The 18,990-nt window shown below is 54.7% G+C and carries 17 protein-coding genes; 9 read left to right on the top strand and 8 right to left on the bottom strand.

The genetic code is table 11. The annotated features are described in order from the left end of the window. The 3 genes from HMPREF1487_RS09180 to HMPREF1487_RS09170 all read right to left on the bottom strand — a co-directional run bounded on the left by HMPREF1487_RS09180 (position 1) and on the right by HMPREF1487_RS09170 (position 2,953). Positions 1-1,320 (bottom strand): Nramp family divalent metal transporter, encoded by a 1,320-nt coding sequence (locus tag HMPREF1487_RS09180; RefSeq protein ID WP_010796355.1) that lies wholly within the window; start codon positions 1,318-1,320, stop codon positions 1-3. A 120-nt stretch (positions 1,321-1,440) separates the two neighbouring features. After that, a complete protein-coding gene (locus HMPREF1487_RS09175; protein ID WP_010796354.1) occupies positions 1,441-2,328 on the bottom strand; it encodes a lysophospholipid acyltransferase in 888 nt (295 codons plus the stop codon). Positions 2,329-2,383: 55 nt separating this feature from the next. Continuing rightward, positions 2,384-2,953, bottom strand: coding sequence for a DNA-3-methyladenine glycosylase I (locus HMPREF1487_RS09170; RefSeq protein WP_010796353.1), 570 nt, complete (start codon positions 2,951-2,953; stop codon positions 2,384-2,386). A 102-nt stretch (positions 2,954-3,055) separates the two neighbouring features. Between HMPREF1487_RS09170 and glyQ the strand changes: the two genes are divergently transcribed. The 4 genes from glyQ to HMPREF1487_RS09150 are packed head-to-tail and all read left to right on the top strand — an operon-like array spanning position 3,056 to position 7,376. Continuing rightward, positions 3,056-4,006 carry a glycine--tRNA ligase subunit alpha gene (glyQ, locus tag HMPREF1487_RS09165; RefSeq protein ID WP_010796352.1) on the top strand — a complete coding sequence of 317 codons (951 nt, stop codon included), beginning with the start codon at positions 3,056-3,058 and terminating at the stop codon, positions 4,004-4,006. After that, positions 4,003-6,057, top strand: a complete 2,055-nt coding sequence (glyS, locus tag HMPREF1487_RS09160; RefSeq protein WP_010796351.1) for a glycine--tRNA ligase subunit beta — start codon at positions 4,003-4,005, stop codon at positions 6,055-6,057. The genes glyQ and glyS overlap by 4 nt, the downstream gene beginning before the upstream one ends. Positions 6,058-6,062: 5 nt before the next feature. After that, positions 6,063-6,599: a D-glycero-beta-D-manno-heptose 1,7-bisphosphate 7-phosphatase gene (gmhB, locus tag HMPREF1487_RS09155; protein WP_010796350.1), complete on the top strand. Its 537-nt coding sequence runs from the start codon at positions 6,063-6,065 to the stop codon at positions 6,597-6,599. A gap of 3 nt (positions 6,600-6,602) precedes the next feature. Then, on the top strand, positions 6,603-7,376 hold the full coding sequence (locus HMPREF1487_RS09150) for a lysophospholipid acyltransferase family protein (protein WP_010796349.1): 774 nt from the start codon (positions 6,603-6,605) through the stop codon (positions 7,374-7,376). 53 nt (positions 7,377-7,429) lie between these two features. On the opposite strand, the gene HMPREF1487_RS09145 is transcribed toward HMPREF1487_RS09150, so the two are convergent. From HMPREF1487_RS09145 to dnaA, 5 genes are all read right to left on the bottom strand, one after another. After that, positions 7,430-7,987, bottom strand: coding sequence for a GNAT family N-acetyltransferase (locus HMPREF1487_RS09145; RefSeq protein ID WP_010796348.1), 558 nt, complete (start codon positions 7,985-7,987; stop codon positions 7,430-7,432). 162 nt (positions 7,988-8,149) lie between these two features. Continuing rightward, positions 8,150-10,570 (bottom strand): DNA topoisomerase (ATP-hydrolyzing) subunit B, encoded by a 2,421-nt coding sequence (gene gyrB, locus HMPREF1487_RS09140; protein WP_010796347.1) that lies wholly within the window; start codon positions 10,568-10,570, stop codon positions 8,150-8,152. After that, positions 10,567-11,676, bottom strand: coding sequence for a DNA replication/repair protein RecF (recF, locus tag HMPREF1487_RS09135; protein ID WP_010796346.1), 1,110 nt, complete (start codon positions 11,674-11,676; stop codon positions 10,567-10,569). Before recF ends, gyrB begins: the two co-directional genes overlap by 4 nt. Positions 11,677-11,688: 12 nt before the next feature. Then, positions 11,689-12,792 (bottom strand): DNA polymerase III subunit beta, encoded by a 1,104-nt coding sequence (gene dnaN, locus HMPREF1487_RS09130; protein WP_010796345.1) that lies wholly within the window; start codon positions 12,790-12,792, stop codon positions 11,689-11,691. A 28-nt stretch (positions 12,793-12,820) separates the two neighbouring features. After that, positions 12,821-14,314: a chromosomal replication initiator protein DnaA gene (dnaA, locus tag HMPREF1487_RS09125; protein ID WP_010796344.1), complete on the bottom strand. Its 1,494-nt coding sequence runs from the start codon at positions 14,312-14,314 to the stop codon at positions 12,821-12,823. Positions 14,315-14,861: 547 nt separating this feature from the next. On the opposite strand from dnaA, the gene rpmH reads away from it, so the two are divergent. From rpmH to mnmE, 5 genes are all read left to right on the top strand, one after another. Beyond that, positions 14,862-14,996: a 50S ribosomal protein L34 gene (rpmH, locus tag HMPREF1487_RS09120; RefSeq protein WP_010796343.1), complete on the top strand. Its 135-nt coding sequence runs from the start codon at positions 14,862-14,864 to the stop codon at positions 14,994-14,996. Positions 14,997-15,010: 14 nt separating this feature from the next. Then, entirely contained in the window at positions 15,011-15,418 is a 408-nt protein-coding gene (gene rnpA / locus HMPREF1487_RS09115) for a ribonuclease P protein component (protein ID WP_010796342.1), read from the top strand. Next, on the top strand, positions 15,411-15,647 hold the full coding sequence (gene yidD, locus HMPREF1487_RS26745; protein WP_073450114.1) for a membrane protein insertion efficiency factor YidD: 237 nt from the start codon (positions 15,411-15,413) through the stop codon (positions 15,645-15,647). Before rnpA ends, yidD begins: the two co-directional genes overlap by 8 nt. 14 nt (positions 15,648-15,661) lie before the next feature. Further along, a complete protein-coding gene (gene yidC, locus HMPREF1487_RS09110; protein ID WP_010796341.1) occupies positions 15,662-17,395 on the top strand; it encodes a membrane protein insertase YidC in 1,734 nt (577 codons plus the stop codon). 61 nt (positions 17,396-17,456) lie between these two features. Further along, positions 17,457-18,824 carry a tRNA uridine-5-carboxymethylaminomethyl(34) synthesis GTPase MnmE gene (gene mnmE, locus HMPREF1487_RS09105; protein ID WP_010796340.1) on the top strand — a complete coding sequence of 456 codons (1,368 nt, stop codon included), beginning with the start codon at positions 17,457-17,459 and terminating at the stop codon, positions 18,822-18,824. The last annotated feature ends 166 nt before the right edge of the window (positions 18,825-18,990 follow it).

Below are 18,990 nucleotides of genomic sequence, written 5' to 3'. Positions count from 1 at the left end.
TCAGAATAACCACTGCACCAGAAGCCACAGGTTGGCGAGACTGATGATACCGAACAGAAACCAGGCCAGCAGCTTGGTATAGGTGCGATTAGCAAAAGGGCCCATGAGTTTCGTATCGCTCGTCATGCGAATGAGCGGGTAGAGCGCAAAGGGAAGCTGCAGACTCAGGACAACCTGACTCAGCACCAATAGCTTGCCCACGGAACCCTCGCCCAACCACCACACGCCAATCAGCGCCGGGACCAGGGCCATGGCGCGTGTGGCCAATCGCTGCTGCCAGCAGGGAATCTTGAGTTGCAGATACCCTTCCAGAATGACCTGTCCGGCTACCGTCCCGGTAAAGGTCGAGCTTTGTCCCGAAGCCAGCAGCGCCACACCAAACAGAATGCTGGCGAGCGCACCGCCAACCAGCGGATCGAGCAGGTGGTATGCATCCTGGATCTCGACCACATCCGTATGGCCGGTACGGTGAAATGCCGAAGCGGCCAGAATCAGGATCGCCGCATTGATCAGCAAGGCCAGCGCCAGCGAGCCAATGGTATCGAAACGCGCCAGCCGAATGGCCTCTAGCCGGCTGGCCTGATCCTTCGCCACCAGACGTGTCTGTACCACCGAAGAGTGCAAATAGAGGTTGTGCGGCATGACGGTCGCGCCCAGGATGCCGATCGCCAGATACAAGGGCTCCTGATGAGCGATCGCCTCCCAGGACGGTACGAAGCCTTTCGCCACGTCGGGCCAGAATGGATTGACCAGCATCAGCTCGATAAAGAAGCAGATACCGATCGTGGCGGCCAGCCCCAGCATGATGGCTTCCAACTGACGGAACCCCCGACGCTGCAAGCTCAGGATCAACAAGGTATCGAAGGCCGTCAGGATGATCCCCGTGGTTAGCGAGCACCCAAGCAGCAGGTGAAATGCCAACGCGCATCCCAGCACCTCCGCCAGATCGGTGGCGATGATGGATATCTGTGCCAATGCCCAGTGCGTCTTGGCTGTCCGCGGGCTGTATCGCTCGCGAGAGAGCTGCGCCAGATCGCGGCCAGTGGCAAGCCCCAGACGCGCGCATAGGCACTGAACCACCATGCCGGCCAGGCTGGCCAGCAACACCACAAACAAGAGGCTGTAGCCAAAGCGGGAGCCTGCCTCGATGGCGGTTGCCCAGTTGCCAGGATCCATGTAACCGATCGAGACCAGAAGACCCGGACCTGCAAACTGGAAAGCCTTGCGCCAGAAGGGGGCACCGGGCGTGACAGGCACCGACCCACTGACCTCGGAGGGACAGAAGGGTGCTGTAGCAATTTTGGGAATTGAGAATTTCACCTGCTGCTCTCGATCAGTAAGACGGTTTGCCTGTATCAAGGCCTGGTCTGAACCCGAACAGACCAGGCATCACACTTGGCTGAATATCAATGATTGACCACACAAGTGCATGGAATACGCTCAGTACCAGCGAGGCTCGCCATCCGGGCGGTTCTTGAAGCGCTTCATGCTCCACATGTATTGCGTAGGGTAGGTACTGACGTAACGCTCCAGCGCCTTGCTCATGGCGGCCACGGACACTTCCGGATCCTTGTCATACATTTCCGGTGGAGCAGCCTCGAGAATCACCTTGTAGCCACTGCCATCCGGCAGGCGCACCGCATGGAAAAACACACCCCGCGCCTTACCCTTGGCCAACAGCGACGGCACAAATTTGCTGGTTAGCGCCGTAGTGCCGAGGAAGGGCACGAACAGCCCCGCACTTCGGCTAGGCTCGGGATCGGCCGGAATACCCACAGCGCCGCCCCGACGCACCTCCTTGATCACACTGATGATGCCTTCCGGGGTAGAAGGTGCCACACGGTTGCCCAGTTGAACCCGCTGTTTCTTCAGGAGCTCATCCACTGCTTTCAGCTTGGGCGGACGGTAGAAAATGATCGGCTTGGCATGGGAGCAATAAAAGTGGTTGAGCAACTCCCAGTTACCCAGATGGCTGGTAATGCCCACCAGGCCATCGCCTGAAGCCAATGCCTCCTGCAGCACGTCCATGCCTTCCACTTCACGAATCAGCTTGAGCGAGCGCTCTGCTGGCCAGATCCAGGCACAGGCGCTTTCGGTCAGGGTCTTGCCGATACCAGCCAGGCACTCCTTGGAGAATTGCTCCAGCGCTTCGCCCTCAAGCTCTGGATAACAATGGGCCAGATTGATCCGGGTCACCTTGCCAGCACGTGTCGGCAGTTTCCACATGCACCAGCCAATGAAGGAACCCAGCCGCTGTACCATGGACCAGGGCAATAGGGCCAACAGACGCAAGAAGCCGACAATCAGCGCGCCTTTGAGCTTTTCCAAGAGCAACTCCCACAAGCATAAAATCCACTATTGTACTGCCGCACGCCGGGGCTGATCAGCCTTTCGGCATCTGATCACCACATAACACGGCGTAACGGTCGCAGTCCGTCGTGTGATCCATCACCAGCCCGGCGGCCTGCATATAGGCATAACAGATGGTCGGGCCGACAAACGTGAAGCCTGCCTTCCTGAGCGCCTTGCTCATCGCCTCAGCCTCAGGCGTGATGGCAGGGACCTCGCTGCGATCGCGGAAATGGTTGATCTTTGGCTCACCACCGACGAACGACCAGAGAAACGTCACCGGATCCTCCAGGCGCAGCCACGCCTGGGCGTTTTGCCGGGCAGCCTTGAGCTTCATCCGGTTGCGAATGATGCCTGCATCCTGCATGCGTATCTCAATCTCCTCATCGGTCATGGCCGCCAGTCGCCCAGGATCGAAACCGAACAGCACTTCCCGATAACGGGCGCGCTTTTTCAGAATGGTGATCCACGATAATCCCGCCTGGAAGCCTTCCAGCACCAGCAACTCGAACAGCCGCTGCGGATCTTTCAGCGGTATTCCCCACTCCTGATCGTGGTAGGCGATATACAGCGGATCGTCAGTACACCAGTAGCAACGCGGCATGAGGACTCCCTAATGGTCAGAACAGGCCGTTCACCTAAATATCATCCGAGTCTAATCGGTTATACTGCCTGACTTTTACCGTCTCCAGCACAGGTGAACGCCGTGACTTCGACTCCACCCGCCGTGCGCACCTTCCAGGATCTGATCCTCGCCCTGCAAAACTACTGGGCGGAGCAGGGCTGCGTTGTTTTGCAGCCTTATGACATGGAAGTCGGCGCCGGTACGTTCCATACCGCCACGTTCCTTCGCGCCATCGGCCCGGAAACCTGGAACGCCGCCTACGTACAACCCAGCCGCCGTCCAACCGACGGTCGCTACGGCGAAAACCCCAACCGCCTGCAGCATTACTACCAATTCCAGGTAGTCCTGAAGCCCAACCCGGAAAACTTCCAGGAGCTTTACCTCGGCTCCCTGAAGGCCATCGGCCTTGACCCGCTCGTCCATGACATCCGCTTCGTGGAAGACAACTGGGAATCGCCTACCCTGGGTGCCTGGGGTCTGGGTTGGGAAGTCTGGCTGAACGGCATGGAAGTTACCCAATTCACGTACTTCCAGCAGGCCGGTGGCATCGAGTGCTATCCAGTGACCGGTGAGATTACCTATGGCCTGGAACGTCTGGCCATGTACCTGCAGGGCGTCGACTCCGTCTATGACCTGATCTGGACTGATGGTCCATTCGGTACCGTGACCTATGGCGATGTGTTCCACCAGAACGAAGTGGAACAGTCCACCTACAACTTCGAGCATGCCAATGTGCCCAAGCTGTTCGAGCTGTTCGACTTTTACGAGTCGGAAGCCAACCGCCTGCTTGAGCTCGAATTGCCGTTGCCGACCTATGAAATGGTGCTGAAGGCGTCGCACACCTTCAACCTGCTGGACGCCCGTCGCGCTATCTCCGTAACCGAGCGCCAGCGCTATATCCTGCGCGTCCGTGCCCTGGCCCGCGCCGTGGCACACAGCTACCTCAAGGCCCGTGCACGCCTTGGCTTCCCCATGGCCACGCCCGAACTGCGTGACGAAGTACTCGCCAAACTCAAGGAGGCCGAACAATGAGCGCCCAGGATTTCCTCGTCGAACTTGGCACCGAAGAGCTGCCACCCAAGGCCTTGAAGAGCCTGGGCGAAGCCTTCCTGGCCGGTATCGAGAAAGGGCTCAAGGCGGCCGGACTGAACTACACCGGCGCCCGCTATTACGCTGCACCGCGCCGTTTGGCCGTGCTGGTCAACCAGCTGGATGAGCAGCAACCTGATCGCAGCGTCAATCTGGACGGCCCGCCAGTCAAGGCAGCCTTTGATGCCGACGGCAACCCTACACAGGCGGCGCTGGGTTTCGCCCGCAAGTGCGGCGTGGATATCAGCGAAATCGACCGTAGCGGTCCGAAGCTTCGTTTCTCCCAGACGATTCAGGGTCAACCAGCTGGCACCCTGTTGCCAGGGATTGTCGAAGCCTCCCTGGGCGAACTGCCTATTCCCAAGCGCATGCGCTGGGCCGCCCGTCGTGAAGAATTTGTTCGTCCAACCCAGTGGCTGGTCATGCTGTTTGGCAATGACGTACTGGATTGCGAAATCCTGGCCCAGAAAGCCGGCCGCGAATCTCGCGGTCACCGCTTCCATAGTCCAGGCAGCGTAAACATCACGGCTCCCGCCAACTATGCTGAAGACCTTCGCGCAGCCTATGTGCTGGCCGATTTTGCCGAACGTCGCGCGTTGATCGAGCACCGCGTCAATGAGCTGGCCGCCGAACAGCAGGGCAATGCCGTTGTGCCGGCGGATCTGCTGGACGAAGTGACCGCGCTGGTCGAATGGCCGGTACCACTGGTGTGCTCGTTTGAGGAACGTTTCCTCGAGGTTCCCCAGGAAGCACTGATCGCTACCATGCAGGACAACCAGAAGTACTTCTGCCTGCTGGACGCCGACGGCAAGCTTCTGCCGCGCTTCATCACGGTGGCAAACGTCGAAAGCAAGGACCCAATCCAGATCGTTTCTGGAAATGAGAAGGTTGTTCGCCCGCGTCTGACCGATGCCGAATTCTTTTTTAAACAGGATAAGAAGCAGCCGCTGGAGCACTTCAACGAGCGATTGAAGAATGTGGTCTTCCAGGCTCAACTTGGCACTGTCTATGAGAAGTCCGAGCGTGTTTCCCAGCTGGCGGCATACATCGCCGAACAACTGGGCAGCGACGTAGAAAAAGCAGCACGTGCAGGCATCCTAGCCAAGTGCGATCTGGCTACCGAAATGGTAGGTGAATTCCCTGAAATGCAGGGCGTCGCCGGCTATTACTATGCACTGCATGGCGGTGAAGCCGAAGACGTTGCGCACGCGTTGAACGAACAATACATGCCCCGCGGTGCAGGAGCTGAATTGCCTCGTACCGCTACAGGCGCCGCTGTTGCATTGGCAGACAAGTTCGATACCTTGGTTGGTATCTTCGGCATCGGCATGCTGCCCACCGGTAGCAAGGACCCGTTCGCCCTGCGCCGTCAGGCCCTGGGTGTGCTGCGCATCCTGATCGAAAAACAGCTGGACCTCAGTATTCCGGCTGCGATCGACAAGGCCATCGAACTGTACGGTGATAAGGTCAAAGCGGGCGATCTGGCTCAGCAGGTACAGGATTTCATCTTTGACCGCCTGCGCGCGCGCTATGAGGATGAAGGCGTTGCCGCTGAAGTCTATCTGTCTGTACGCGCCCTGAAACCCAACTCGGCACTGGACTTTGATCAGCGAGTGCAGGCCGTTCAGGCTTTCCGTGGCTTGCCGGAAGCCGCTTCGCTGGCAGCGGCCAACAAGCGTGTATCCAACCTTCTAGGCAAGGCCGAAGGCATGGTACTGGCCCAGGTCGATGCCAAGCTCTTCGAACACGATGCCGAGCGGGTATTGCTCGAAGCAATCACTGATGCCGAGCAGAACGTCGAGCCGCTGTCACTGGCACGTAACTACCGCGAAGCACTCAACCGCCTGGCAAGTCTGCGTGAACCGGTCGATAGCTTCTTTGATCAGGTACTGGTAAACGCTGAAGACGAGCATATCCGCGCAAACCGCTACGCGCTCCTGGCACGTCTACGGGCGCTGTTCCTGGGCATTGCCGATATCTCGTTGCTGGGTTGATCGATATGAAGCTGATCGTGCTGGACCGGGATGGCGTCATCAATCAGGATTCCGACGCGTTTGTTAAATCGGTCGAGGAATGGATTCCAATCCCGGGCAGTATCGAAGCCATGGCCCGATTGAGCCAAGCCGGCTGGAAGGTGGCGATTGTCACCAACCAGTCTGGTATTGCGCGCGGGCTGTTCGATGGCGAGACACTGGAGGCCATGCACGCAAAGCTCAGGCAGCTGGTGAGCGGGCAGGGCGGCCATGTCGATCTGATCGTTCACTGCGCCCACGGCCCGGATGACGGCTGTGACTGTCGCAAGCCAAGCCCGGGTATGTTCCGCCAGGTGGCACAGCATTACGGCATGACCGACCTGACCGGGGTTCCTGTGGTCGGCGACAGCCTGCGTGATCTGACCGCTGGTATTGCCGTGGGCTGTACGCCTTACCTTGTGAAAACAGGGAAGGGTGAGCGAACCTTGCAGAAGCCGCTCCCGGAAGGAACACAGGTCTTTCCCGATCTGGCGGCTGTTGTACAACATCTCCTACAGGACTAATCCATGCGCGTCCTGCGTACTGTGATCTTCTATATTCTCCTTGGCACCAGCGGCATCATCTGGTCGTGTGTATCCCTGCTGGTCGCTCCGCTGCTTTCCTATCGAGCGCGCTATCGCTTTATCGTCAAGGCCTGGACGGGTTTTGCCGTTTGGCTGGCCAAGGTGGTTTGCGGTATCCGCTATGAGATTTCAGGGCTTGAGAATATTCCCAAGACACCCTGCATCATCATTGCTAACCACCAAAGCACCTGGGAAACTTTTTTCCTGTCTGCCTTGTTTGAACCCACCTCACAAGTGATCAAGCGCGAGTTGCTCAAGGTACCGTTCTTCGGCTGGGCTTTTGCTTTGCTCAAGCCAATCGCTATCGATAGAAACAATGGCAAGGTTGCCCTTCAGCAGATTACCGAACAAGGCGGACGCTACATCAAGCAAGGCTGCTGGGTACTGATTTTTCCCCAAGGTACTCGTGTATCGCCGGGAGAAACTGGCAAGTTTTCTCGCGGTGGCGCTGCGCTGGCTTGTGCGTTGAACGTGCCGGTACTGCCTATCGCTCACAACGCCGGTGAATACTGGCCAAACAAGAGCTGGGTCAAGCGTCCCGGCACCATCAAAGTGATTATTGGTCCGGCCCTATCGCCCAATGGTTCTGATCCCCGTGCGATTGTAGACCTTAATACGCGTAGTCAGTCCTTTATCGATCAAGCGCTGGCCTCTATATCACCTGTGCATAACTCAGCGTTAACTGAGCCTCCAGTCAGGCCCGCCACTAATAGTTGATCAGGTCAAAAAAAAACCCGGGATAACCGGGTTTTTTTATGCACAGATGAAAATTATACAGAGGTCTGTTTCCATTCCTTTCGAAGCAAGCCATACATCATCACATCCTTGAATTGCTCTGCCTTGTGCATATCTTCGCGCCGGCACCCTTCATAGCTCATGCCTAGCTTTTCCAGCACTCTGATAGATGCGCGGTTTCGCTTGAAGCACTCGCCGAAGATCCGATTGAGTCCAAGCGCAGTAAAACCATATTCAATTAACGCCCTTGCTGCCTCGCTACAGTAGCCCTGATTCCAGTAGGCTTTGCCTATCCAATAAGTCAAGCCAGCTTTTTGATGAGGAGAGCCAAAACCGCTCAGGCTTATCGTTCCAATCAACGAAGCATGCTCTTGGATCACAACGGCCAGATTGAGGCTTCTTCCTTCCATAAACCAACTTTCATGATTGGAAATCCAGTGCTCTGCCAGTTCAAGGGTATAAGGCGAAGGCAGCGTTCCGGTCATGGAAGCAATATCGGGATTGTCAGCCAGGAGATAATGAAAAGGCGCATCGGCAGGGAAATACGGCCTTAACTGCAAACGATGTGTTTTCAACGAGGGAAGAGAAGACATGTGTTAACTCGACTGTGTATAACTTATAGATATACACAAGTCGTGTTACTAGCAGGTTTCTAACACAGCTGTGGAAAATCAGCGCATGGTATCAATGCTGCTAAAGTTAACCACAATAAAAAAGGCCAACGTCTCCGTTGGCCTTTTGACTACTACGAGCGGTCAGACGTCCAGGTTCGATACTGCCAGGGCATTGCTTTCGATAAAGTCGCGACGCGGCTCTACCTGATCGCCCATCAGGGTATTGAAGATCTGGTCAGCAGCGATGGCATCTTCAATCGTGACACGCAACATGCGACGTACATTCGGGTCCATTGTGGTTTCCCACAACTGATCCGGATTCATTTCGCCCAATCCCTTATAGCGTTGAATGCTGTAGCGCTTCGCTGTCTCGCCCATTAGCCACTCAAGAGCCTCACGGAAAGTAGAAACTGCCTTGCGGCGCTCGCCACGCTTCACATAAGCGCTGTCTTCAAGCAGGTTGTTGATCTGAGCGCCCAGTGTCGTGATCTGACGATAGTCATTGCTACCGAAGAAATCCCGGTTGAAGGTGACATAACTTGAGAGCCCGTGCGCTTTGGTCTCAACCTCTGGCAGCCAAAGATGACGTTCGCGGTCTTCACGCAAGTTGACTTCGTAGGCAAGACCGGAGCGCTCATTGGTCTTCAGACGCGTACGCAGCATGTCGATCCATACGTTCATCGCCGCTTGGTCAGCCAGTTGCTCCAATTCAACACGAGGCAGGTAAAGCATGTGCTCGCTGATATCCGACGGATACAGGCGGGACAGTCGCTTGAGTGACTTCATCACCGTACGATAGCTATTCACCATTTTCTCCAGCTCAACGCCGGAAAGTCCTGGAGCATGCTCATTCACGTGCAGGCTGGCATCTTCAAGGGCGGTCTGCGTGAGGTATTCCTCCATCGCCTCGTCGTCCTTGATGTATTGCTCCTGCTTGCCACGCTTGACCTTATACAGCGGAGGCTGAGCGATATAGATATAACCACGCTCGATCAACAGGGGCATCTGACGGAAGAAGAACGTCAAGAGCAGCGTACGGATGTGCGAGCCGTCAACGTCAGCATCGGTCATGATGATGATGTTGTGATAACGCAGCTTATCGATGTTGAATTCTTCACGGCCAATGCCGCAGCCCAGCGCTGTAATCAGCGTACCGACTTCAGCAGAAGACAGCATCTTATCAAAGCGCGCCTTCTCCACGTTCAGGATCTTGCCCTTTAGTGGAAGAATGGCTTGCGTACGGCGGTTACGGCCTTGCTTCGCCGAACCGCCTGCGGAGTCACCCTCCACGATGTACAGTTCTGACAGCGCAGGGTCCTTTTCCTGACAGTCCGCCAGCTTACCGGGCAGACCTGCGATATCCAGAGCGCCCTTACGGCGGGTCATTTCGCGTGCCTTGCGCGCCGCTTCACGAGCGCGTGCCGCATCGATCATCTTGCCGACAACCGCTTTGGCTTCACCAGGATTTTCGAGCAGGAAATCAGCGAATTGCTTACCCATTTCCTGTTCTACTGCAGTCTTCACTTCAGAAGAAACCAATTTATCCTTCGTCTGGGAAGAGAACTTGGGATCCGGAACCTTAACGGAAATAATTGCCGTCAAGCCTTCACGCGCATCGTCACCTGTAGTCGCAACCTTGAACTTCTTGGCCAGACCTTCCGCCTCGATATAGGTGTTCAGGTTACGGGTCAGCGCTGAACGGAAACCGGCAAGGTGAGTACCGCCATCACGCTGAGGAATGTTGTTGGTAAAGCAGAGAATGTTTTCGTTGAAACTGTCATTCCACTGCAACGCCACTTCCACGCCGATACCGTCTTCGCGGTCACCTACGTTGAAGTGGAACACCTGATTGACAGGCGTTTTGTTAGTGTTGAGATAATCAACGAATGCACGCAGTCCGCCTTCGTATTTGAACATCTCCTCCTTGCCCGAGCGCTCGTCTCGCAGCAGAATGCCCACGCCCGAGTTCAGAAAGGACAGTTCGCGCAATCGCTTGGCCAGAATATCCCAGCTGAAATGGATGTTACTGAAGGTCTCGGCTGATGGCTTGAAATGGATTTGAGTGCCGGTCCCGTCCGTTTCACCAATCGCCTTGAGAGGCTCCTGCGGAACGCCGTGGACATAGACCTGTTCCCAAACCTGGCCGAGTCGACGGATCGTCAGGCGCAGCTCTTCAGACAAAGCGTTTACAACGGACACACCTACACCGTGCAAGCCGCCGGACACTTTGTAAGTGTTATCGTCGAACTTACCGCCTGCGTGCAGCACCGTCATGATGACTTCTGCTGCCGAAACGCCTTCTTCCTTGTGGATATCGACCGGAATTCCACGTCCATTGTCGCGGACGGTTATGGACTCATCCGTGTGGATCGTAATGGTGATTTCATCACAATGCCCCGCCAGGGCCTCGTCGATAGAGTTATCGACAACTTCGAATACCATGTGATGCAAGCCGGTACCGTCATCGGTATCGCCGATGTACATTCCCGGACGCTTGCGAACTGCATCCAGTCCCTTCAGTACCTTAATACTGGAGGAATCGTAAGTCTGGTTCTCGCTCATGCTTTACTCCCAACGCTTGGGGTCTGCGTAATGGATCCCTGTTCAACATGGAACAGGGCCACTGGCGTGTCGTCTTGCCAGTTGGATTCCAATGATTCTTTCTCGACACACGTGATGAAGATCTGGCAGTTAAGGCCTTCCAGCAAACGGCATAATGCCTTGCGGTGCTGTTCATCCAATTCGGAAGGCAAATCATCTACCAGATAGACACACTGGCCGCGCTTGACTCGATTGATTAATCTTCCCTGTGCAATTCTCAATGCACAGACCACCAGTTTTTGCTGGCCACGCGACAGGATATCTGCCGCGTTGTGGCTACCTAGCCTAATTCGTAGATCGGCTCTCTGCGGACCGGCCTGCGTATGTCCAAGCTGCATGTCTCGGGTCAAGGACGCCTTCAACACATCCTGCAGCTCGCGGTCTTTGTCCCAGCCGCGGTAATAACTGAACGTCAGGTTTTCAATATCGACCAGCTCTTCCAGAGCAGCCTGAAACTCAGGTTTGAGCTCTGTAATATAGGCTCGCCGAAACGCATCGATTTCGTTGCTGGCTTGCGTCAGTTCTCTGTCCCACGCCTGTTGCGAGGCAGGATCCATTTTACCATGTCGCAGCCATGAGTTCCGCTGTCTTAGCGCTTTCTGAAGCCTTTGCCACACTTGTAGAAAACGCGGTTCCACGTGGAACACACCCCAATCTATAAACTGCCGCCTGATCTTTGGGCTTCCTTCAAGCAATCGAAAACTGTCGGGATTGATCAACTGAATCGGCAGAGTTTCAGCAAGTTGGGCTGTACTTCGAGCATTCTGCCCATCGATACGAATAGTGAAATCACCATTACGCTCACGCTGGACGCCCAGACTACTGATGCCATCACTAGGCAAGCTGACCTGGCCAAAGACCGTACAGGCGGCTTGCTCGTTCTGGATAACGGGTGATAGTCGGGTGCTACGAAACGAGCGAGCAAGTCCTAGCAGATGGATACTCTCCAATACACTGGTCTTGCCGCTACCGTTGTCACCGTAGAGGATATTGATCCGCGGGGAGAGCGTCAGCGTCACCGTGTGCAGGTTACGCACAGCGGTGACGGTCAGGCGGATAAGGGACATCGCGCCTCGAAATTACAGACGCATCGGCATAATGACGTAAGAGGACTCGTCATTGCCGGCTTCCTGAACCAACGCACTGCTATTGGAATCGGAAAGGGTGATACGTACCTGGTCCGTCGTCATGACGCCCAGTACGTCGAGCAAATAGCTTACGTTGAATCCGATTTCCAGATCGGCACCAGCATAATCCACCTGCAACTCTTCTTCAGCTTCTTCCTGTTCAGGGTTGTTAGCCTGGATCTTCAGCTGATCGGTTACCAGCTGGAGGCGAATACCACGGTATTTTTCATTAGAAAGGATAGCCGTACGGCTGAACGCCTCCCGTAACAGCTGACGCTCACCAGTCAGAACCTTGTCACCGTTGCGTGGCAGTACACGCTCGTAGTCAGGGAATTTCCCATCGACCAGCTTTGAAGTAAAGGTAAAGTCAGCGGTCGTCGCTCGAATGTGGTGCTGGCCCAACGTAACATTGACCGGCTCCTCAGGCTCGAGCAGCAACCGTGACAACTCCAGGATACCTTTACGCGGCACAATTACCTGATGACGACCTTCGTACTGGATTCCCGCTTCCTGTACGCACATGGCAAGACGGTGCCCATCGGTCGCAACTGCACGCAAATGGCCTTCACTGACCTCAAGCAGCATACCGTTCAGATAGTAACGGACATCCTGCTGAGCCATGGCAAATCCAGTGCGGTCGATAAGACGGCGCAACTTGCTTTGCGGCAGGCTGAAGCTCATCGATCCAGGACCTTCCTCAACGGTAGGGAAGTCATTGGCCGGCAATGTGGATAATGTAAAGCGACTGCGGCCAGCTTTGACGAGCAGCTTCTGCTCATCGGTCCGGATATCGATCAGGGCATCGCTTGGCAAACTCTTGCAAATATCCATGAGTTTGCGAGCCGGTACGGTAATCTCACCAGGCTCAGCTTTGTCTTCGAGCGTTACACGGCCGATCAGCTCAACCTCAAGGTCAGTACCTGTCAAGGACAGTTCCTGGCCCTGGACCACCAGCAGCACGTTGGACAGCACCGGTAATGTCTGCCGACGCTCCACGACACCAGCCACGAGCTGCAATGGTTTCAACAAGGCTTCGCGTTGAATAGTGAAATGCATGGTCTTGTCCCTTGCCAAGTGCTTCTGATCAGGTCGTCAGTGTGCGCAATAGATTTTTGTAGTCCTCGCGAATATCAGCGTCGGACTCTCTGAGTTCGGCAATCTTACGACAAGCGTGCAGCACTGTCGTGTGATCGCGCCCGCCAAAGGCATCACCTATTTCTGGCAGGCTGTGATTGGTCAATTCCTTCGACAGGGCCATCGCCACCTGGCGAGGACGAGCGACGGAACGGGAACGTCGCTTCGACAACAGATCGGCAATCTTGATCTTGTAATATTCAGCAGCCGTTCGCTGGATATTTTCAATGCTAACCAGTTTGTCCTGAAGCGCCAGCAGATCCTTGAGCGACTCGCGAATCAGCTCGATCGTAATTTCTCGCCCCATGAAATGAGCATGGGCGATGACACGCTTGAGTGCACCCTCAAGCTCTCGAACATTCGAGCGAATCCGCTGGGCGATAAAGAAGGCAGCGTCATGGGGAAGGTCAACCTTCGCCTGGTCTGCCTTCTTCATGAGAATGGCCACTCGCGTTTCCAGCTCAGGCGGTTCGACAGCCACTGTCAGCCCCCAGCCGAAACGGGACTTGAGGCGTTCTTCAAGCCCATCGATTTCCTTGGGGTAACGATCACTTGTCAGAATAACTTGCTGTCCGCCTTCAAGCAGGGCGTTGAACGTATGGAAGAATTCTTCCTGTGAACGCTCCTTGCGTGCGAAGAACTGGATATCGTCGATCAGCAGGGCATCAACGGAGCGATAAAAACGCTTAAATTCATTGATGGCGTTCAACTGCAGGGCTTTCACCATGTCAGCCACGAAACGCTCCGAATGCAGATACACAATCTTGGCATTGGGATTACGCTTGAGCAGATGGTTGCCCACTGCATGCATGAGGTGCGTCTTGCCCAAGCCAACCCCTCCATAAAGGAAGAGAGGGTTGTATCCATGCTTGGGGTTGTCCGCAACCTGCCAGGCTGCAGCACGAGCCAGCTGGTTGGACTTACCCTCGACAAAATTCTCGAAAGTAAAAGTACGATTGAGGTAGCTCGTATGCTTGAGCGCCCCTTCTACCTGAACGTTGCGCTCGGTCTTGTTGGCGACTAGAGGCGCTGGCTGCGGATCGGCATCATCAGCGATCGGCATCTCGATCTGCTGCACTGATGTTTCAGGCTCGGCAACCGGATCTCGACCCGTAGACTCAGGTAATGAAGGTGTAGTGGATGCGACAGGAGCAGGCGGCGACGTCATGGAAGGCGCTCGCGTAGGTTTGCTGCTCTTGCGACTTCCAATCAGCAGAGTCAGCTCGGGTACCAACCCATCATCGGACTGCTCCTCAAGCAGCTCAAGCAACCGGCTAACGTACTTTTCATTTACCCAATCCAGTACGAACCGATTCGGCGCATAAACGCGTAGCTCGGCTCCTTCTGCTTCTATTTGCAGAGGGCGGATCCAAGTATTGAATTGCTGAGAAGGCAGCTCATCGCGCAGTACATCGACACAGCGCTGCCAAAGTTCAACTGACACAGTCACTCCAGAAAGAAAGTCACCCTGTTATTGCCTCTGTATATAAAGAAGCAACGTGTTCAGGCAAAGGTGAATGCAGCATGACATTGTACCGTCGCCCCTGTCACTTATCCACATCAACCATTCAATCAGTTACATAGAGAGCGAAAAATCAAAAAATCTTTGTTGTGGATAAGCGCAGATCAAAAGCGGTTTGTTCGTAGGGTAACTGCTTGTTGATAACTCAGCTGTGGCTAAGTACCTTAGATATCCACAGCTAGTATCCAGGCGCAGCACAGCAGTTCGACGGCTTTACCGCATAGTTATACAATGACAGACGTGGGCAGGAATGCAGCCCTCACGCTCTTATCCACAGGAAAGGGCTTCTATATACATTAACACTGTATCTATCTTCTTTTTAATTCGTTCTTTTGTTGTTTTTTGCTGAATTTTTATTGACAACCGGTGCTGTATGGAAATTGACCTATTCACTAGCTTTCTCTAGAATCGCCGGTCTATTTAAACGGGGTGATTTCGCCTCGCTTCGTTCACACCTAGGTAAATGACCATGAAACGCACTTTCCAACCCAGTACTCTGAAGCGCGCCCGTACTCACGGTTTCCGTGCTCGTATGGCTACCAAGAATGGCCGTCAGGTTCTGTCCCGTCGCCGTGCCAAAGGCCGTAAGCGTCTGGCAGTCTGATAGTCCCGGTACAGGTGGTGAGTCGAGACTTCAGCCGCGAAAAACGGCTTCTGACTTCAAGACAGTTTCAAAATGTCTTCGACTCTCCCACTATCAAGGTTCCTGGTAATAGTGTTCTTCTGCTTGTACGTCAGAATGGCTTGTCGCATGCCCGCCTCGGGCTGGTGATAGGTAAGAAGAGCGTCAAGCTGTCAGTCGAGCGTAACCGGCTCAAGCGTGTCCTTCGAGATTCCTTTCGCCACCATCAGCACATGCTTGAAGGTCTGGATATCGTTGTGATTGCACGTAAGGGCTTCGGTGATATTGAGAATCCCGACTTGCATCAGCACTTGGGCAAACTCTGGAATCGTCTGGCACGTAAACAGCTACAAAAGACCGATCCTTCCGAACATTCGAAACAGGCAAACGGTTCTTATGCGTAAGCCGGCTCTGCTGCTTATCCGCTTCTACCGTTATGTCATCACACCGATGATGGCATCTCATTGCCGTTTCTATCCCAGTTGTTCAAACCATACGTCCCAAGTGATTGCGCTGTGCAATTTCTTGCACGATGGCTGGATGGCAATGCGCCAATGGCGTCTTTGCCATTTCAGGCTCGCTGATGGATATGATCCGGTACCAGCAGACCCATCCCAAGCACCGACCTCTTAGATGGCCGAGTAATCATGGATATAAAGCGCACGTTTCTCATCGCCGCTCTAGCGATTGTGTCTTACACAGCGGTGTTGCAATGGAATAAGGATTACGGCCAGCCCGAAACGCCTTCTTCAGCACAATCCTCCGCTGCGGCGCTGCCGACTGACACGCCAACAGGCAATACTGCTGCGGCCGATGTTCCAACCGTTGCAGGCGAAAGCTCGACGAACGGAACGGCTCCACAGACTGTAAGTGGCAATGGTCAACCCATCCATGTCCGTACGGATGTCATGGATGTCACGATTGATCCCCGTGGTGGTGACATCGTCAAATTGGGGCTTGTCCAGTATCCACGTCGCCAGGATCATCCGGATGTACCCTTCACCCTGTTTGATAATGGCAACGAACGTTTGTATCTGGCGCAAAGTGGTTTAACTGGATCCAACGGTCCGGACGCACGTCAGACAGGCCGCCCTGTTTATCAGAGTGCACAGCAGAACTACGTATTGGCAGACGGTCAGGATCAACTGACTGTCGATCTGAACTTTGCTGAAAACGGCGTCAACTATGTCAAGCGCTTTACCTTCCATCGCGGCCTGAAGCTTGATTGCTCGGATACCGAAAAGGCACAGAAGAAAATTTCCTGCATCAACCCCAATGCCTATCAGGTGCAGGTCAGCTATGTCATCGACAACCAGAGCAGCCAGAACTGGAATGGTATTTTCTATGCACAGCTGAAGCGTGACTCCAGTGGTGATCCATCTTCCACAACAGCCACAGGGGTTTCGACTTACCTGGGCGCTGCTGTCGGGACGCCGGAGGAGCAATATCGCAAGGTGTCGATGAAAGATATCGACAAGCAGGCTCTGCAGGAAACGGCCAAGGGCGGTTGGGTCGCCTGGTTGCAGCACTACTTCGTGACGGCTTGGGTACCCAACAAGGATGAGCAGCACCAGATCCAGGGTCGCAAGGACATCCAGGGCAATTATCTGGTGGGCTTTACCGGTCCGCAGCTTAGCGTAGCACCGGGTACCCAGGCAGAAACATCGGCAACCCTTTATGCCGGTCCGAAGCTGCAGGAATATCTGAAGGAGTTGTCCCCAGGTCTTGAATTGACCGTCGACTATGGTTTCCTGTGGTTCATTGCCCAGCCGATCTTCTGGCTGCTGCAACATATCCACAGCATCCTTGGAAACTGGGGATGGTCGATCATCGTGTTGACTATCATCATCAAGGCTATTTTCTTCCCGCTTTCTGCAGCCAGCTATCGTTCCATGGCTCGCATGCGTGCAGTTTCTCCGCGTCTTCAGGCGTTGAAGGAACAGTATGGTGATGATCGCCAGAAGATGTCCCAGGCGATGATGGAGCTGTACCGCAAGGAGAAGATCAATCCGCTGGGTGGCTGCCTGCCGATCCTCGTACAGATGCCGGTATTCCTGGCCTTGTACTGGGTTCTGCTGGAGAGCGTGGAAATGCGCCAGTCTCCCTGGATGTTCTGGATCACTGACCTTTCGTCCAAGGATCCTTTCTTCATCCTGCCGATCCTTATGGGCGGTACCATGCTGGTTCAGCAAATGTTGAACCCCACGCCTCCGGACCCCATGCAGGCCAAGATGATGAAGATGATGCCCATTATCTTTACCTTCTTCTTCCTGTGGTTCCCGTCTGGCTTGGTGCTGTACTGGATCGTGAACAACTGCCTGTCGATCGCGCAGCAGTGGTATATCAATCGTCGGATCAATGGCACTGCCAAACCGGCCTGATAGCCTTACGCTTTACACAGCGCCCCTTTCGAGGGGCGTTGTGCATTCTGGAGAATGAAGAATGAATCCAATTCAAGACACCATTGCTGCTATCGCTACAGCCACAGGCCGAGGTGGGGTAGGTATCGTCAGGGTTTCCGGGCCTGCGGTAAGAACCATCGCAGAAACAATCTGTGGTGGCTCTTTAACACCTCGCCATGCTCATTATGGTCCCTTCAGGGATAGCGCTGGTCTTACCCTTGATGAGGGAATCGCCTTGTTCTTCCCAGGACCCCACTCTTTTACAGGCGAGGACGTTCTCGAGCTCCAAGGCCATGGCGGTCCTGTCGTTCTGGATTTACTGCTCAAGGCTGTCATTGCGGTAGGTGCGCGTTCAGCCCGTCCAGGAGAGTTCAGCGAACGTGCCTTTCTCAACGATAAGCTGGACCTTGCCCAGGCAGAAGCTATCGCCGACCTCATCGAGGCGAGTTCCGAGCAAGCTGCCCGTAATGCTCTACGTTCATTGCAAGGGGCATTCTCCAAGCGAGTAGAAAACCTGACGGAACAACTGATCCAGTTGCGGATTTACGTGGAGGCAGCCATCGACTTTCCCGAAGAGGAAATCGACTTCCTGGCGGATGGCCATGTGCTGGGCCTGCTCAACGGTGTGCGCCAGGAACTGGCGCAGGTGGAAAAAGAAGCCGGTCGTGGCGCACTGTTACGCGATGGCATGACGGTAGTGATTGCTGGACGACCCAATGCAGGAAAATCGAGCCTCCTCAACGCGCTGGCAGGCCATGAAGCTGCCATTGTGACGGACATTGCAGGCACGACCCGCGATGTCTTACGCGAGCACATCCATATCGACGGTATGCCATTACATGTCATCGACACGGCGGGATTACGGGACACTACCGATCGGGTTGAGCAGATCGGCGTACAGCGCGCCCTGAGTGCTATTGAGAGCGCTGACCGGATACTGCTGGTGGTAGATTCCACGGCACCCGAGGCTCGGAATCCCGATGCACTTTGGCCAGAGTTTCTGTTACAGCGACCTGATCAAAATAAAGTAACAGTCATCCGAAACAAAGCTGATCTTTCGGGTGAACCTATCGTGCTTCAGGAAACTTCAGAAGGTATTCATACCTTAAGCCTTAGTGCAATGACGGGTGAGGGCATCGAGCATCTTCGAGAGCACCTTAAAGCCTGCGTTGGATTTGAGCAGACTGCCGAAAGCAGTTTTAGCGCACGGCAACGTCATCTCGAAGCGTTACACACAGCCCGTCATTATCTGGAGCATGGGCACCAGCAACTCGTAGTGAATGGCTCTGGGGAGCTCTTGGCGGAAGACCTGAGAGTGGCGCAGCAGGCATTGGGCGAGATTACAGGAGCGTTCAGTTCCGATGATCTGCTGGGCAGGATCTTCTCCAGCTTTTGCATCGGCAAATAGCCGCGTTTCATTGATTCAAGAAGCCCCACGGGAACCCGCTGGGGCTTTTTTTTGCCTGTTGATAACCCTAGCTGAGGTCTGGGCAGAAGTTAGGGCTTAAGCTGTTCTGAAAAGGGGCTGTTGGTAACCTTCCTAATTATCCACAGCTACTCACGAGCTTTCGATA

The organism is Pseudomonas sp. HPB0071, from assembly GCF_000478505.2.
In the GTDB taxonomy this organism is placed as follows: Bacteria; Pseudomonadota; Gammaproteobacteria; order Pseudomonadales; family Pseudomonadaceae; genus Chryseomonas; species Chryseomonas luteola.
Note: the sequence above shows the minus strand (reverse complement) of the source record. Positions and strands in the feature narration are given on the sequence as shown.